This window comes from Enterocloster lavalensis, from assembly GCF_046603895.1.
Classification (GTDB): Bacteria; Bacillota; Clostridia; order Lachnospirales; family Lachnospiraceae; genus Enterocloster; species Enterocloster lavalensis.
The window spans coordinates 2,609,335-2,624,022 of the sequence record NZ_CP176637.1 but is presented as its reverse complement, the minus strand read 5'-3'; the positions used below and the strand labels follow the sequence as shown (position 1 = coordinate 2,624,022).

14 protein-coding genes are annotated in these 14,688 nt (G+C 56.9%); 9 read left to right on the top strand and 5 right to left on the bottom strand.

The features are described from left to right. Positions 1-5 precede the first annotated feature (5 nt). From ACK2JC_RS11610 to ACK2JC_RS11570, 9 genes are all read left to right on the top strand, one after another. Positions 6-1,499, top strand: a complete 1,494-nt coding sequence (locus ACK2JC_RS11610) for a protein phosphatase 2C domain-containing protein (protein WP_368270970.1) — start codon at positions 6-8, stop codon at positions 1,497-1,499. Further along, positions 1,496-2,329, top strand: coding sequence for a hypothetical protein (locus ACK2JC_RS11605; RefSeq protein WP_320937241.1), 834 nt, complete (start codon positions 1,496-1,498; stop codon positions 2,327-2,329). The genes ACK2JC_RS11610 and ACK2JC_RS11605 overlap by 4 nt, the downstream gene beginning before the upstream one ends. A 19-nt stretch (positions 2,330-2,348) precedes the next feature. Continuing rightward, the gene (locus tag ACK2JC_RS11600) at positions 2,349-3,173 is read left to right on the top strand and encodes a hypothetical protein (protein WP_320937242.1); all 825 of its coding nucleotides are present in this window, start codon (positions 2,349-2,351) and stop codon (positions 3,171-3,173) included. Then, a complete protein-coding gene (locus tag ACK2JC_RS11595; RefSeq protein WP_320937243.1) occupies positions 3,166-4,347 on the top strand; it encodes a M48 family metalloprotease in 1,182 nt (393 codons plus the stop codon). The genes ACK2JC_RS11600 and ACK2JC_RS11595 overlap by 8 nt, the downstream gene beginning before the upstream one ends. Beyond that, the gene (locus ACK2JC_RS11590) at positions 4,331-5,701 is read left to right on the top strand and encodes a radical SAM protein (protein WP_320937244.1); all 1,371 of its coding nucleotides are present in this window, start codon (positions 4,331-4,333) and stop codon (positions 5,699-5,701) included. The genes ACK2JC_RS11595 and ACK2JC_RS11590 overlap by 17 nt, the downstream gene beginning before the upstream one ends. Further along, on the top strand, positions 5,688-5,810 hold the full coding sequence (locus tag ACK2JC_RS11585; protein ID WP_007719554.1) for a hypothetical protein: 123 nt from the start codon (positions 5,688-5,690) through the stop codon (positions 5,808-5,810). Before ACK2JC_RS11590 ends, ACK2JC_RS11585 begins: the two co-directional genes overlap by 14 nt. Before the next feature lie 52 nt (positions 5,811-5,862). Beyond that, positions 5,863-7,203, top strand: a complete 1,341-nt coding sequence (locus ACK2JC_RS11580; RefSeq protein ID WP_320937245.1) for an FHA domain-containing protein — start codon at positions 5,863-5,865, stop codon at positions 7,201-7,203. 27 nt (positions 7,204-7,230) lie between these two features. Beyond that, the gene (locus ACK2JC_RS11575) at positions 7,231-7,416 is read left to right on the top strand and encodes a hypothetical protein (RefSeq protein WP_309471859.1); all 186 of its coding nucleotides are present in this window, start codon (positions 7,231-7,233) and stop codon (positions 7,414-7,416) included. Between the two features lie 80 nt (positions 7,417-7,496). Beyond that, complete coding sequence (locus ACK2JC_RS11570) at positions 7,497-8,309, top strand: tetratricopeptide repeat protein (protein WP_227167719.1); 813 nt, start codon at positions 7,497-7,499, stop codon at positions 8,307-8,309. Positions 8,310-8,362: 53 nt separating this feature from the next. Here ACK2JC_RS11570 and zwf read toward each other — a convergent pair whose 3' ends face one another. The 5 genes from zwf to ACK2JC_RS11545 all read right to left on the bottom strand — a co-directional run bounded on the left by zwf (position 8,363) and on the right by ACK2JC_RS11545 (position 14,685). Further along, a complete protein-coding gene (zwf, locus tag ACK2JC_RS11565; protein WP_320937246.1) occupies positions 8,363-9,766 on the bottom strand; it encodes a glucose-6-phosphate dehydrogenase in 1,404 nt (467 codons plus the stop codon). Next, positions 9,756-11,183: an NADP-dependent phosphogluconate dehydrogenase gene (gene gndA / locus ACK2JC_RS11560; RefSeq protein ID WP_320937247.1), complete on the bottom strand. Its 1,428-nt coding sequence runs from the start codon at positions 11,181-11,183 to the stop codon at positions 9,756-9,758. The genes zwf and gndA overlap by 11 nt, the downstream gene beginning before the upstream one ends. A gap of 243 nt (positions 11,184-11,426) precedes the next feature. After that, a complete protein-coding gene (locus ACK2JC_RS11555) occupies positions 11,427-12,440 on the bottom strand; it encodes a beta-propeller fold lactonase family protein (protein ID WP_320937248.1) in 1,014 nt (337 codons plus the stop codon). A 296-nt stretch (positions 12,441-12,736) separates the two neighbouring features. Continuing rightward, positions 12,737-13,375 carry an RpiB/LacA/LacB family sugar-phosphate isomerase gene (locus ACK2JC_RS11550; RefSeq protein ID WP_024737582.1) on the bottom strand — a complete coding sequence of 213 codons (639 nt, stop codon included), beginning with the start codon at positions 13,373-13,375 and terminating at the stop codon, positions 12,737-12,739. Between the two features lie 41 nt (positions 13,376-13,416). Next, on the bottom strand, positions 13,417-14,685 hold the full coding sequence (locus ACK2JC_RS11545; RefSeq protein WP_092370013.1) for a TRAP transporter large permease: 1,269 nt from the start codon (positions 14,683-14,685) through the stop codon (positions 13,417-13,419). Positions 14,686-14,688: the final 3 nt, after the last annotated feature.

Sequence of the window (14,688 nt, the reverse complement as noted above, 5' to 3'; positions counted from 1 at the left end):
TGTTTATGAAGTTTGATCGCAGCGAAGGGTTACAGGAAGAGAGTACGGCGGAGGTTAAGGAAGATTTTGGAACGCCGCCGTCACCTGAGAAACATTATGAAGCGCTGGCGGATATCAGCGTGTATGGGATGTCCTTGCAGGGAAGTTCCCATGTTGAACGCTGCCAGCCATGCCAGGATTACAGTGATTTCCGCTTTATCCCGGAGGCAGGTTTGCTGATCAGCGCCATCTCAGACGGCGTGGGAAGCTGTGCGCTGTCCCACTGGGGCTCCTACACGGTTGTGACCACGGTTTTGAACGTGCTGGAGACGGAATTGAAGGCGGAGCTTCAGACAAAAAGATTTACGGAAATAGAGGGGAAAACCATCGGAGCTATCCTCAGAAAGGCATTTTTGGAGAGCAAAGACGCGGTGGAGGACCTGGCGGACCATCTGACGCAGCCCCTGCCGAACTTTTATTCCACTTTGACGGCCGCTATCTATGACGGAAGTATACTCTACTACGGCCATGTGGGAGACGACGGCATCGTGGTACAGTTGGAGAACGGGACGTATCAACTGGTCACAACGCGCCATAAGGGCGAGGAGGCGAACTCCGTCAATCCACTTCAGGCGGGGGCGCCGGATCAACTGTGGCAGTTCGGCCGGGTTTCGGAGCCGGTAGTGGGCTTTCTCATGTCCACGGACGGGGTGTTGGACCAGTATGTGGCGAATAAGCAGCGGAATAACCGGATATTTTACCCATTTCTCGAAAATGCGCTTTACTCCATGGCCGGGCAGGAGGGAAAATCCGGGGAGAAAATTGTGCAGGAAGCCTTTGAGGGCATGCGGTTTATGCTGGATCAGCCGGAGTACCGAAGCAAAGTTACGGATGATATCACGGTGCTGGCGGCGGTCAACACAAAACGGCTTCAAAACGCGGTGCATCCGGCATTTTCAGTGGAGGACTGGAAGGCGGAGGAGGAAGAATACCGCCGGGAAATCCAAAAGAAGCTCTACACGGGCGAGCCGGTGGGCCAGAGCAGGCCTGCAAAACCTCAGACGGGCAAAAAAGCGGACTCGTGGCAGGACCAGAGGGCAGGCCGTCAGACGGACCAAAGGCAGAATCAGCGGACAGGCCGTCAGACCGACCAGAGGCAGGATCAGGGGACAGGCCGTCATACGGACCCGTGGCAGGACCCGAAAGCAGGCCGCCATACGGACCAGGGGAGGGACCAGCGGACAGGCCGTCATGCCGATCAGGGGCGGGACCAGCGGACTGGCCGCGGGGAACGCAGGAATGATAAAGATCAGGGCGGCGTAATCGATGTGTTTTACGTGTCAGCCAAGAAAACGCTGGACAGCCTGGCTGAGTTTCTCTGGGAGCCGCTGGAGGAGCCGAAGATGTGTTACTGTCCCAAATGCGGGAGAAGGTACGAAATGACCAGGGGGAATTCCTACCGTTTCTGTCCGCATTGCGGCAGTAAAACCAGACCCCTGGACGGGGATCAGTTTTGGTGAGAATGATGAATCGGAAAATGGCGTTTCGGGGACTGCAGGTATCGGATTTTATCCATTCGCAGGAATTGGCCGCCAGGGATTCCCTGGTAAACTCGCCGGCGGGTAAGAAGTTTGTCAAAAACTTCGGGGATTTGAATTTAAAACTTTACAAGATCATTACCGAGGGCACCTATGTCCGGCTTCAGCCCCAGGCGGCCCCCTCGCTTTTCAGAATTTTAAAGGATGTGTGCCGGATACTGGACTACCGGGAGGCGCAGCTGCCGGAGATTTATGTGTACCACGCCATGGATCACACGGTGCGGCCATGCAGCGCGGATCACACCTACATTGTGATGGCGGATTATGTGCTGCACTCCTACGATGAGGATATGCTCTACTACATACTTGGCAACGCGGTGACCATGATTCTGGCCGGTCATGTGAAAATGACCACGGCTGCGGCCTATATGGGGGCCAGCAGGCTGTTACTGCTGCCGCAGCTGGAATTCAAGCGGTATCTGCACTATGCGGACGCCACCTCGGACCGGGGCGGGCTGCTGGCCTGCCAGTCCTTCGCAGCCGCCGCGCGCTGCCATCTCTTTGAACTGGGGCTTCCGCCCGCCGAGAGCCGGAAACTGTTTTCCACGGATGAGCAGGCGGCCGCGTTTGTTACACAGTATATAAAGGAGGCGGAGTCCGGCGGTCAAAAAAACAATCTGATGACGGATTTGGCGGCAAAATGGATCAGGGCCAACTATATTGAAGCGCCGGGGGAGGAGATGTTAAAGGATCTTTTGGACTGGTATCAAACGGAATACCCTGCGCTGCTTCAAAAATACCGCGGGACTTAAGGGGCGGGAGGAGGATCATATGGTACCGGCAGAACGCCAGATACAGCCCGGGCTGTATCAGCATGAAAAGGATCAAAAACTGATTTCGGAGATTATGGGCCATCCCATGACGGAAAAGGTATTCCAGTGGCTCCGGGATCAAAACATCGATGATATTTACACGTACGTGTACCGGGAATCCTGCGTCCGTCTGTCCCGTGAAAACGCTTCGGATGTGATCCGGGCCCTGGAGCGCGCCTGCGCCCGGCTCGGCTGCGCGGAGGTTCCGGAAATCTATCTCATTCACGATTATGACCGGACCATCGAGATTTGCGGAATCGGCAGGCCCTTCCTTCTGGTTTCCTCCTTCTATTTAAAGACCCTGAAGCGGGAGGGGGAGCGGATGATGGCCGGTATTCTGGGGGCGCAGGCCGCCGCAATCCGCGTCGGACACCACAGGGGGCTGCTGCTCATCTGGGCGCTCGATGCGGTTTTACAGCAGATGAGTCTGCCCAAAGCGGCGGTGGCGGCCCTGGCGGGCCTGCTGAACGACTGGAAGCGCTGCAGGATGTACACCTGCGACCGTGCGTTTTTGGTTCTGACCGGGGATTATCCTCTGTCGATCCGAAGCATTTTCCTCAATCGGCTTCCAAGGGAGATTCTGGACGGCTTTCGGTTTGGCGCGCCGGGGGATTTGTACCGGGAACAGATGGAACGCTTTACCCATGCGGACGGGCTGGACAGTTTGGTGAATATTTACAATTCTGCGACGTCTGATCAGAGCTGGCTGCCGCTGCGTTATCAGGAGCTGGAAAAATTCTATCAAACGTCAGGACAGATTGAAGCGAGGAGAGCCGATGATTGATTACCGTTACCCAGAGGAAAAGGCCGCGCTGCATGAACTGGTCCGGAGAAAGGAATTTCAGGCCGCGCTTAAGCTGTTTGAGAAGATTTACGCGGACGCCACGGATTTTGCCCGGCTTCAGGGAAGGAATTTCAGAGTCACCAAAGCCGCGCAGCCGCGGCTCCATTACCTGTACCGGCTTGCGGCCAGGCGGCTGGAATTCCGGGAGGAGGTTCCGATGTATCTGGAGCTCTCCCACCAGTTTGCGCCGAAGATTTATGGCACGGACGGCAAATGTGCGGTGGTTTTGAGCAGCACCTGCCTGGAAACGCTGACGGATCCGGAGCTGACGGCGATGTTCGGAAGCGCCATTTCCCATATACAGCACGGGCATGTGAAATATCTGAACATGGGGAATCTGGCGGACGAGCTGTTCCTCAGTATCCCGCTTGTGGGAAGCGCGGCCGCCATGATGGTCAAGGCCCTTCTCGTCCAGTGGCGCAAATACGCAGAATTTACGGCCGACCGGGGAGCCGCCGTGGCCGCGGGGGACGCCCAGGCGGTATTTGGCTATTTGAGCAAATCCATGGGCACGTCCGCCGTGTTTCACGGCTGGCCGAGGGAAGATTGCCGCCGTCCGGTGGAGTCCATGTCAAAGGCGGAGCGGATGGTTTATCAGCTTCTGGCGGAGGATATTCCGGATCCATTCGGGGTTCTCCGGCTGGAGAAGCTGAGGGAGTGGCTGTGCTCACAACCGTGCAGGCAGTTCAGCCGTTCCCTGTACTGTGGGGGTATGGGGGAGACGGCTGCCTGGGCAGGAACAAGCGCTCTAAATCCCGCGGATCGGGGAAAACGCTTTTACCAGGAATCGGCGGCGCTCTTCCAAACGGATCCAGAGCGCGCGATGATTCTGCTGTACGCCGCCGCAAGCTGCGGTTACGGTCCGGCCCAGGATTATCTGGGGCGCTGTTATATTAACGGAGCGCATGGAATCGGGAAAAATGATCTGGCGGGGCTCCAGCTTTTAAAGGAAGCAGCCCGCAAGGACTGCGGCCAGGCCCTGTCTACGCTTGGAACGCTGATGTTGAAGGGCGCCGGAACCATTTTGCCGAAAGATGAGAGCCTGGGACGCCGCCTGATTGAGCGGTCCAAAATCGTAGGGGACAGGGGGAAGAAGGATGAAGTACACGATTAACCCGGATATCTACTATGGACGTTACGGTGAATACACCTATGTCCGCAATGTCCGGGACAGGATGGATTACCTGTACAATGAGATATGCTATGACGTTCTGGAGGCTTTGAGCGCTGAGGGCGGCTGCACGCCGCAGCAGCTGGCGGGATACCTTTGCACCGTCTGCGAGGCGGATTCCGGGGACCAGGCGGATTTCGTGGATACCCTGCGCTCCGACATGGAGCAGTTTTTGGAAGAGCTTGCGGGAGATCGCATTGTGTCGGCGGAGGAACCGGAGGAGAGCCGCGCGGCGGAGCCGCCGGACCGCATCCGGGATTTGATCCGGGAGGTGTGTTACCGGGAACGCCGGCTTCTTACGGTCTGCCTGGAGTTAACCTACCGCTGCAATGAGAAGTGCATCCACTGCTATGTGGATGACCGGGAGAGCGGGGACGGGGAACTGTCTTTTTCGGACTATCGGACGCTTTTAGACGACATCCGGGAGTTGGGCTGCATGGGCGTTTTGCTGACCGGGGGAGAACCCACCCTGCACAGGGACTTTTTTGAGATCGCGTTTTACGCCAAGCGGATCGGGCTTATGGTGGATATCTATACCAACGGCCTGTATGTGGACGATCGCATGATGGACCGGTTGATTATGCTGAGGCCCAACAGTATTTCCTTCAGCTTTTACGGCGGGAAGGCTGAGGACCACGACGCCGTCACCGGTGTGCCCGGATCCTTTGAGAAAAGCCTGAGAACCATGATGACCTGCAAGTGCGCCGGGATCGATACCTTTATCAAAACGGTTGTGATAAAGCAGAACGTCCGGGGGTATGAGGAGCTTTTGAAGCTGGGAAAACGCCTGGATATCCGCGTCATGTCCAGTTTGACAGTCATGCCCACCCATCGGGGGAAGCCGGCCGGGGCGTACCGCCTGATGGATCCGGAAGAATACAGACGGATCCTGGAGCTGGAATACCAGTATGGGCTTCACGGCACGGAGCCGATGGAAGGGGAGCGGGGGGACTACGTGTGCGCCAGCGGTCTGGACGCTCTGTCCGTGAATCCCTGGGGGGAAATCTACGCCTGCAACGCCAACCCCATTCTGCTGGGCACGGTCGGAGGCGATGGCATCAAGAGCGTATGGAATACCTCTGAGGCGCTGCGCGGGATCAGGGAGTTAAAATTCCATCAGATCAGCGGAAACTGCAGCGGCTGCGCGGATAAAAACTGGTGCGGAATCTGCCTTGGAAATGCGCTGCGCGAGAACGGTTCCCTGAAACCCTGCTCCGACACCTGCATGATCAGCCGCGCCAGCCATGAGGTTTATCTGAATCACGTGAAAGGAGGTGAGACGGATGAAAAAGTATAAAGCACCGAAAAAACTGAAAGCCCAGAAGGCAGATTCTTACAGCAAGACCTGCGCCTGCGGCATGTTCCACAGCTGCGGTCCACTGGTGGTGAACTTCCGGGTGAATTGACGTGAGATGCAAATACAGAAGATGAAAAAGCTGTTTTACGGAGGATGGCACAATGGCATACACAAGCATTTATGATAAGATTTTGCGGAATCCCTATAAAATAACCTGGTTGGATATGTTTTCCGACAGTTTGAAAAAGCACAGCAGGCAGGACATGGAGTACGCTATGATCGCCGGTACCTCCATGGATTCCGCCACAGAGTCCAACATGCTGCAGAAGTGGAGGAAACCATGGCTGTTCCGGGCGATTTTGATCGGCGGAATCGCAATTTCGTTTATTATTTTTGCGATTGTGTATGCCTGCATCCAGCTATTTGAGATTTCCCACATCGCTGCGCTGAACCTGCTGTTCGTGATCGTTCCGCCCATCGTTGTGCCCTTTGCGCTGATGGTGTTTTTCTGGGAGCTGAACGTGCCCAGGAATATTTCGATCTACCAGCTTTTGGGCTATTTCATGGTGGGCGGCATGCTGTCGATTCTGGCCACGCTGATCGTCGATATCGTGGCGCCCCAGGGGGCCGCGTCGCTGGCCCCGTTCAGCGAGGAGCCGGGAAAACTGATTGTGGCGGTGCTTCTGATTAAAATGTTCGGGTCCGGCAAAAACCGGAAGGTGTACGGCATCACGGGGCTGGTGATCGGGGCGGCGGTGGGAGCCGGATTCGGCGGTTTTGAGTCAGCCCAGTACGCCTACAATATGGTGGACTGGGTGCAGGTGGGCGGTTTCTACATCTGGGAGGAAGCCTTTGAAGCCATTGTGATGAACGAGGCGCTCAGAGGGGTGTTTGCGGTCTGCGGGCACACGTTGTTCTGCGCGCCCTATGCCGCAGCGGTTGCTCTGCATATGAACGGCAACCGGATAACAAAAAGATGCTTTCAAAACCGGGATTTCTACCTGACCTTCGCCGCTTCCTTTATCGCGCATTTTATATGGAACACAAGGACGGAGTCCTACAACGCCTTTTTTGTGATGAAGCTAGCGCTCACCATCGCCATTTTGTGGTTCAGCGCCCGCTATGTGCTCAGAAAATGTTTTGCGCAGCTGGCTGCCGCCGCGGCTTCCAATCCCAGAGACAATCTGCTTCCCAATATGAAGGTGGCGGGGATCAGCGGGACCTTTGCCAACCGTGCGTTTGGGATAAAAAACACGCAGGTGTTCTTTGGAACGGACTCCAGCTGCAATCTCTGTTATCCCATGGGTACCGCGGGAATCAATGAAAAGCACTGCGAAATTCTGGTGCAGAACGGGCACATGTATCTGGCGGATCTGGGTTCCACCTACGGGACCTATTTAAACGGCGTGCAGCTGCCGCCCAAAAAGGGCTATCTGTTGAAAACAGGGGATGTGTTTTACCTGGGGTCCAAGGGGGAGTCCTTTCGGATTGAGGGAAATTAGTGAAACGCTGAGAGGAAGGAGAGACGGATGGAGACGGATTGGAGGAAGGTTCGCAGATGGCTGAAGGGCTTTGGAATTTTTTTTATTCTGGTCGGAGTGTTTGTGATTGTCTATGATACCATTTACTCGCTGCCTGACCGGGAGGGCGGACTTATGTTCATCGGCATAGGCCTTGTTCTCTTCGCTGTGGGGGGAATGATCCGGCGGGAATGACAGGAGAGCGGAAAAAGGTTTAATTATTTATCAAGGGGATGTGGTAAACTGGGCTCATCAAAAACAGGGAGGAAATGTGTATGAGCACGACGGAAAAAGGGGAGCGGCTTTCCCAGACCGTGATTGAAGCCAAATGTTTTCTGGCGGAAATGGCATTAAAACATTCCGACTATGAATATGCTGTCCAGATTTACAGGGAAATTCTCGATCTGACGGATTCCGGGCTTGCGGCGTACCAGATGGGAGCGCTCTGCGCCATGGGAAAGGGGACGAAACAGGATTTTTTGGAGGCGGCTTACTGGTTTTTTCAGGCGCAGAACCAGGGGAAAGAGGAGGCCGGCCGGCTGCTTGCCAAGAGTACCCTGGATTATTTCAGGCAGGATCTGGACCGGCTGACTCCGGAATTGTTGTGGAAAAAGGCGGTGGCCTTTTCAGAGCGGGTTTTCGGGGAACAGGAGACGCGGGCCGCATCCATTTCCTGTCTGAAGCAGATGGTTAATTTCTGCATTGAGAAGGAAGATTTTGAAAATGAGGTAAAAATCGTCCGGGCGTTGGCCGAATACGGGAAGGACGCAGAGTCCCAGAACCGGATGGGGGTGCTGTACAACCGAGGCATCGGCCTGGAACGGAATGATCTGGCGGCCCTTTACTGGTTCAACAAGGCGGAGGAGCAGGGAGAGGCCGCGGCGGGAACGGACTGCGACGGCATTTTCCAGGCGTATTGCAGGAACCTTGGCCGGGAAGATTTTGCGGAGCAGATCGGGCTGCTGGCCCATTGGTGCCGCACCGGCAGAGGTCCGGTTCCCTTAGACCGGGAACGGGGGGCGTACTGGACCGGGCGGATGGAAAAAATATTGACCGGACCCGACCGGAAAGGCCGTCCGGATGCGTGATCAGGACGGCCTTTCCGGCTGGGGAATGTCAGCGGGTGTATGCGGTTTGTGGGTTACCCTTCCTCAAACCAGCTGTGACCGTGGCGGCTCAGAAGTTCCTCCGCCTGCGCCGGACCGCGTTCGCCCGGGCGGTAGGGGTATACCGGAAGCCCTGCATGCCGGTACAGTTCTTTCAGGCGGCCGATGAAATTCCAACCGTACTCGATCTGGTCCCACTGGGAAAACCAGGAGCGCTCTCCCAGGATGCAGGCGGTCAGCAGCCGTTCGTAGGCCTCAGGGGTGTTCAGCTGATGGACCAGGTTGCAGTTTTGGCAGAAATCCATTTTGGCCGGGATGATATCGTCGGTGTCGCCCGGCCGTTTGATGTTGAACTGGAGGTAAACGCCCTCGGTGGGCTGGATTTTGATGATCAGCACGTTGGGCTCCACCTCCGGGTAGGGGCGGCGGAAAATGACGGAGAGCTCGATCTGGCGGGTTCCCGTCTTTTTTCCGGTGCGGATGTAGAAGGGCGTGCCGCGCCAGCGCTCATTGTCGATAAAGAGGCGCAATCCGGCGAAGGTCTCCGTGGAGGAGTCCGGGGCCACCAGGGGCTCCTTCCGGTAGCCCTCGTACTGCCCCAGCACCAGCGTGTCCCCGATGGTCTCGGAGCCGGCGGGCCGCAAGTCCCGGAACACGCCCAGCTGGGCGTCGTGAAGCCCCTTGGGGGTGAAGGATTCAGGCTGTTCCATGGCCATGATGGACAGAATCTGGAACAGATGGTTCTGCACCATGTCCTTTAGCGCGCCGCTGGCGTCGTAGTAGCCGCCCCGGGTTTCCACACCCATGTCCTCCAGAGCGGAAATCTGTACGGATTCAATGTGCCCGGAGTTCCAGATATCGGTGAAAATGGGGTTGGTGAAGCGGATGGCCTGGATGTTGCGCACCATCTCCTTGCCCAGGTAATGGTCGATGCGGTAGATCTGCTCCGGCCCAAAGTAGTCCTCCAGCTCCCCGTTCAGCGTTTTGGCGGCGGCTAAGTCCTCGCCAAAGGGTTTTTCGATGATTACCTTGCCGTTTTTTGCGCCGTCCACCAGCTTCAGGCCTTCCGTGATCACGCTGAAAAAGCGGGGAGCCACGGCAAAGTAGAAGATATGGGAGCCGATGCGGTTACCGGCGTAATACCGGTTCAGCCCGCGGTAGGCCTCGTGGTCGGAGAAATCCATGCGGTAATAGTCGATCTTTCCGGCAAACGCCTGGAAGTCCGCGGGTCTGAAGGGAAGGCGGGTGAATTTCTCCACCCAGTTCCTTGCCGTCTCGCGGTAGGCGGCGCTGTCGTAGTCCCGCCGTCCGATGATGAGGATGCGGCTGTTTTCCGGCAGCTTCCCGGCCACGTGCATGGTGTAGAGGGCCGGGAGCAGCTTGCGGAAGGTCAGGTCGCCGGTGCCGCCGAATATGGTGATGTTTGGGTTAATTGTCATCTGTAATCCTCCATTCATGGTGGAAGCTTCCGGGCCGGTCGTTGCGCTCGTAGGTGTGCGCGCCGAAGCAGTCCCGCTGGGCCTGGATTAAGTTGGCGCCGGAGGCGGGGGAGCGGAAGGCGTCCAAATAGGAAGCGGCCTGGGACAGGGCGGGAACGGGCAGGCCGTTTAACACGCCAGTGGAGACGGCGCGGCGCAGGCTGTCCTGGTACTCGTTGATCCGGCTCCGGAAGAATGGGTGAAACATCAGGTTCCCGGCGTTTGAATCGGCCTCATAAGCCTTTGTGATGTCGTCCAGGAACACGGCCTGGATAATACATCCGGCCCGGAAGATGGAGGCGATTGTCCCAAGGTCCAGGTTCCAGCCGTATCGCTCCGAGGCGTCCTGCATCAGGGAGAAGCCCTGGGCGTAGGCGATGATTTTTCCGGCGTACAGGGCCCGGCGCACGGTCTCTGCGAAGGCCGCGCGGTCGTCAGCCTGCCGGATTGCGGGGCCTTCGATCTGCGCCGAGGCCATTTTCCGCTCGTCCAGGTGGTTGGAGAGGATGCGCGCGCCGCAGGCCGAGGTGATCATGGAAATGTCAACGCCCTGCTTCAGGGATTCGATGCTGGCCCAGCGTCCGGTGCCCTTCTGCTTTGCGCTGTCCAGGATTCGGTCGATGAGCTGCCCACCGTCCAGATCGTCGGCTTCCCGGAAGATCCCGGCGGTGATGCCGATCAGATAGCTCTTTAATTCGCCCTGATTCCATTCCCGGAAAATGTCGGAAAGTTCAAAATTGGAAAAGTTTCCCACATACTTCAGAAGCAGGTAAGCTTCTGCAATGAGCTGCATATCCGCGTACTCGATGCCGTTGTGGACCATTTTAACGTAATGCCCCGCGCCGTCCGGACCAATGTAGGCGCAGCAGGGGGCGCCCATGGCCTTGGCCGCGATGGCATCCAGAATGGGACGGACGACCTGGTAGGCGCTCTCCTCGCCGCCGGGCATGATGGAGGGGCCGAACCGGGCGCCTTCCTCGCCGCCGGAGATACCCACGCCCAGGTAGTGGATGCCCGCATCGGCCAGGGTTTTGGAGCGCCTGCGGGTGTCCTCAAAGAAGGAGTTGCCGCCGTCCATGACGATATCGCCCTGTTCCAGCAGGGGGATCAGCTGATCGATGACCGCGTCCACCGGCGCTCCGGCCTGGATCATCAGCATGACCTTTCTGGGGTGCTCTAAAGAATTTACAAATTCATCCAGGGAATAAAAGGGAAATAGATTTTTGTGGGGATGATCCTCCATGACCTGTTCGGTCACGGAGGCGCTGCGGTTGTAGCCGCTGACCTTAAAGCCGTGGTCCGCCATGTTCAGGGCCAGGCTGCGGCCCATGACGGAGAGGCCGATGATTCCGATGTCGGATTTCTGTGATGTGTTCATACGGGGATGCTCCTTTCCTATAGGTGGAATCCGCGGGGAGGAGGAGGCTCTGGAAGGGAAATGCCCGGGATGGGGAAAACGGGAATGTGGTCCGGGCGTTTGCCCGGTTTGACTCCTCCGGCGGATGATTATGTGATTGGGGTTGGTGGATTGTGGCGGGTTATACTGCGCTGGCTGCGTTGAACCGGCTGTACTGCCCAATTATGCTGCGCCGTTCGTCCTGCACCGGTAGTATTGCGCCGGCTATACTGCACCAGTTGCGTTACTCCGTTTGTCCTGCGATAACACAATGGACACCGCCTCCGGCGCTGGCACGCTGGAACAGAGCGCGCCGATTTTCCCGCTTTCCGGGTCCAGGCGGAAGCAGGCCAGGCCGCCCTGGGTGCGGTTGGCCGCCAGCAGATAGTTTCCGTCCGGCGTCAGGACGAAATCCCGGGGATGGACGCCGCCGCTGCCCACCTGTTGGATGGGCGTTGCCTGGAATCCGTCCAGGGCGAATACCGTGATCACGTCCGCAAATCGGGTGGAAACATACAGGAACCGTTCGTCTGCGGACAGACGGATGGCGGCGGAAGCGGGGGCCGGGTCCGAGGTGAAGTTTTGCGGGAGTATGGGGGTTCTCCCCCGCAGCCGGACGGATGTGGGATCCGTCCACTCATAGACAAACAGTTCATTGCTCAGCTCGCTGACCAAAAACAGCCGCCTGCCCGCCCGGTCAAAGACGCCGTGGCGGGGGCCGGTGCCCGGTTCAAACGGAATGGCTCCGGCTTCTGCGAAATTTTGGCTGCGATCATAGATGTTTACCCGGTCCAGCAGCAGGCAGGGAACCAGCATGTAATCGCCGGTGAACAGAATCTGATGACAGCCCGCCCCGGGCGCGATGGAGATTGTCCGCGCCAGCCGGGGCGTTTTGCCTGATTTATCATAAACCAGCACATTTCCCTCGTGGTAGTTGGCGGTGTAAACATACCGCTCATCCTGTGTCACGAAGCAGGCCGGGGATTGTTCCGGCAGGCATTCACCCAGAGGGGAATCACCGGGTGAATCGATATCGAGCAGGCAGATTCCGGCCCGCCCGTCCCTGCGGACGGGCGCGGCCAGAATGCCGTCAAAAAGGGAGAGATACTTGGAGTCCGGGACCGCAAAACGGCGCTGTGGCGCGGACAGGCGGCCCGTCTCCAAATCCAGAGAAAAACAATCGATACCCGGACTGGCCGGGGATTCATAGGTTCCGATATATCCAATCAGCGTTTGCATAGGCGGTCCTTTCAAAACAAACTGTAATTAAAAAGGTTACATTTAATAATTGTAATTATAATTATTACAGTTAGAAAAGTCAAGGGTTTTTTATAAGTTAAAAAAATATCGTATGGACCTCCGCGATTTTGCGGTAGTTCGGACAGATGCGGCACATGGCCGCCCATGCCGGTGGAATTTGCCGTTGATGGGATTAGGATTTGCAATTCAGGTGGATTTTATTGATGGATTTGGGGATAAACGCATGAAAAAAAGCGGACACCGTGGATGGCTGTCCGCTTTAGGAAATTTTTTACTTACGCTAAAACACTCTTCAAATACTCCGCAATCTCCGGCACCTGGCAGTTGGGGAAGAAATACTCCTGGAATTTCTCGCCGCTGATGGCAGTCTTTAAGAAGTCCTGGTCAATGGTTTTTAAGATGGTCATGATGTCTTTGTGGGTGATTTCCTTCACGCCGTCCAGAATCTTCTTGTTGCGCTGCTCCGGCACCACCCGCTCCTTGGGATAGCCGCCGCCGCTCTCGCAGCCGAAGAGTTTCTCAAAAATGTACTGAAGCCGCAGCTCCGCGCCCCAGCCGAAGCCCTTGGCAAAGGGCAGGGCGATGGCGTTGCCGTCGTTGATCTGGGCGAACATGTAGGCGTCCTCGCTGTCCACGATGTGTCCGCAGAGCACGCCCGGGAACACGTTGCAGGCCAGCATTGCGCCCTCGCCGGTGCCGCAGCCGGTAACCACATAGTCCGCAGCTTTGGAGTTGAGCAGGATAGCGGCCAGCAGGCCGTTCATCACGTAGGTCAGCTGAGTCTCGTCCTCAGCGGTGTACATGCCGTAGTTGTAAACCGTGTGGCCCATGGGCTCTACGACCTTTTTCAGGTTATCGCAGATCATTTCGTTCTTGGCGGCCTGGCTGTTTTCATTAATTAATGCGATTTTCATATGAACATTCTCCTTAAATTGATTGAATAAAATAATTGTGTTTATTTAACCAGCACAGAGGGCAGGTAGGTGACGATTCCGGGGATGTAGGTGCACATGAGCAGCACCACAACCAGGGGGACCAGGAAGGGCAGGATGGACTTGTAAAGCTTGTCCAGCTTGATCTTGGCAACGTCGGAGATCACGAACAGGCACACGCCGAAGGGCGGCGTCACCTGGCCGATCATCAGGTTTAATACCATGACCACGCCGAAATGTACCAGGTCGATGTTCAGGCTCTTGATAATGGGCAGGAGCACCGGCAGCATCAGGGTCAGGATCGCGCCCGGTTCCATAAACATGCCAAGGATCAGCAACACCACGTTGATGATTAACAGGATCACCGCCGGATTCTGGCTGATTCCCAGAATAAAGTTGGCGATGGCGGTGGAAGCGCCCTCCTTCACCAGCACGTATGTAAACAGCGTGGAGGTGCCGATGATGAACAGGGTGTTGGCTGAGGTGATGGCGGATTCCAGCAGGCAGTGCTTGAAGGTTTTCCAGTCCATGGTGCGGTAAACGATCAGCGCGATGATCAGGGAGTAGGCCACGGCGATGCTGGAGGCCTCGGTGGGGGTGAACCAGCCGGTGGTGAATCCCGCCAGGATGATGAGCGGCGTGATCAGGGACAGGATGGAGCCGAAAAACTGCCGGATCAGGGCCGCCACGTGGAAGGGATGACGCTCGAACTTATATTTGATGGCAAAGAGAAATACCAGAACCATCAGGGCCACGCCCATCAGCAGACCGGGCAGCACGCCGCCCATGAACAGCTTGGCCACGCTGACGCTGGCCGTCGCGCCGTAAATGATCAGGGGGATGCTGGGCGGGAAAATGGGTCCGATGACCGAGGAGGCCGCCGTCACCGCGCCGGAAAAGTCGTCGTCGTAGCCATTTTTGGTCATGGCCTCCATCTCGATGGTGCCAAGGCCGCCTGCATCCGCCGCGGCGCTGCCGGACATGCCCGCGAAAATGATGCTGGCCACGATGTTGGCGTGTCCCAGACCTCCGGGAATCCAGCCCACCAGCTCCTTGGCGAAGCTGAAGATTTTGTCCGTGATCTTACCTGCGTTCATCAGGTTGCCGGCCAGGATGAACAGCGGGATGGCGATGAGCAGGTAGGAATCGATACCGGTGACCATTTTCTGGCCGATGACCATCATGGGGTAGTCTAAAACCAGGCAGCCCAGAACCGCGCTGGCGCCGATGGAGATACTGATCGGCACGCCGATCAGCAGCAATATAACGAAGGTGATAAAAAATATTGCCATACT

What these genes read in the sequence shown, in the direction of transcription:
- ACK2JC_RS11610 (WP_368270970.1), top strand. Translation starts at nt 6, where the DNA reads ATGAAGTTTGATCGCAGCGAAGGGTTACAGGAAGAGAGTACGGCGGAG.
- ACK2JC_RS11600 (WP_320937242.1), top strand. Translation starts at nt 2,349, where the DNA reads ATGGTACCGGCAGAACGCCAGATACAGCCCGGGCTGTATCAGCATGAA.
- ACK2JC_RS11595 (WP_320937243.1), top strand. Translation starts at nt 3,166, where the DNA reads ATGATTGATTACCGTTACCCAGAGGAAAAGGCCGCGCTGCATGAACTG.
- ACK2JC_RS11590 (WP_320937244.1), top strand. Translation starts at nt 4,331, where the DNA reads ATGAAGTACACGATTAACCCGGATATCTACTATGGACGTTACGGTGAA.
- ACK2JC_RS11585 (WP_007719554.1), top strand. Translation starts at nt 5,688, where the DNA reads ATGAAAAAGTATAAAGCACCGAAAAAACTGAAAGCCCAGAAGGCAGAT.
- ACK2JC_RS11580 (WP_320937245.1), top strand. Translation starts at nt 5,863, where the DNA reads ATGGCATACACAAGCATTTATGATAAGATTTTGCGGAATCCCTATAAA.
- ACK2JC_RS11575 (WP_309471859.1), top strand. Translation starts at nt 7,231, where the DNA reads ATGGAGACGGATTGGAGGAAGGTTCGCAGATGGCTGAAGGGCTTTGGA.
- ACK2JC_RS11570 (WP_227167719.1), top strand. Translation starts at nt 7,497, where the DNA reads ATGAGCACGACGGAAAAAGGGGAGCGGCTTTCCCAGACCGTGATTGAA.
- zwf (WP_320937246.1), bottom strand. Translation starts at nt 9,766, where the DNA reads ATGACAATTAACCCAAACATCACCATATTCGGCGGCACCGGCGACCTG.
- gndA (WP_320937247.1), bottom strand. Translation starts at nt 11,183, where the DNA reads ATGAACACATCACAGAAATCCGACATCGGAATCATCGGCCTCTCCGTC.
- ACK2JC_RS11555 (WP_320937248.1), bottom strand. Translation starts at nt 12,440, where the DNA reads ATGCAAACGCTGATTGGATATATCGGAACCTATGAATCCCCGGCCAGT.
- ACK2JC_RS11550 (WP_024737582.1), bottom strand. Translation starts at nt 13,375, where the DNA reads ATGAAAATCGCATTAATTAATGAAAACAGCCAGGCCGCCAAGAACGAA.
- ACK2JC_RS11545 (WP_092370013.1), bottom strand. Translation starts at nt 14,685, where the DNA reads ATGGCAATATTTTTTATCACCTTCGTTATATTGCTGCTGATCGGCGTG.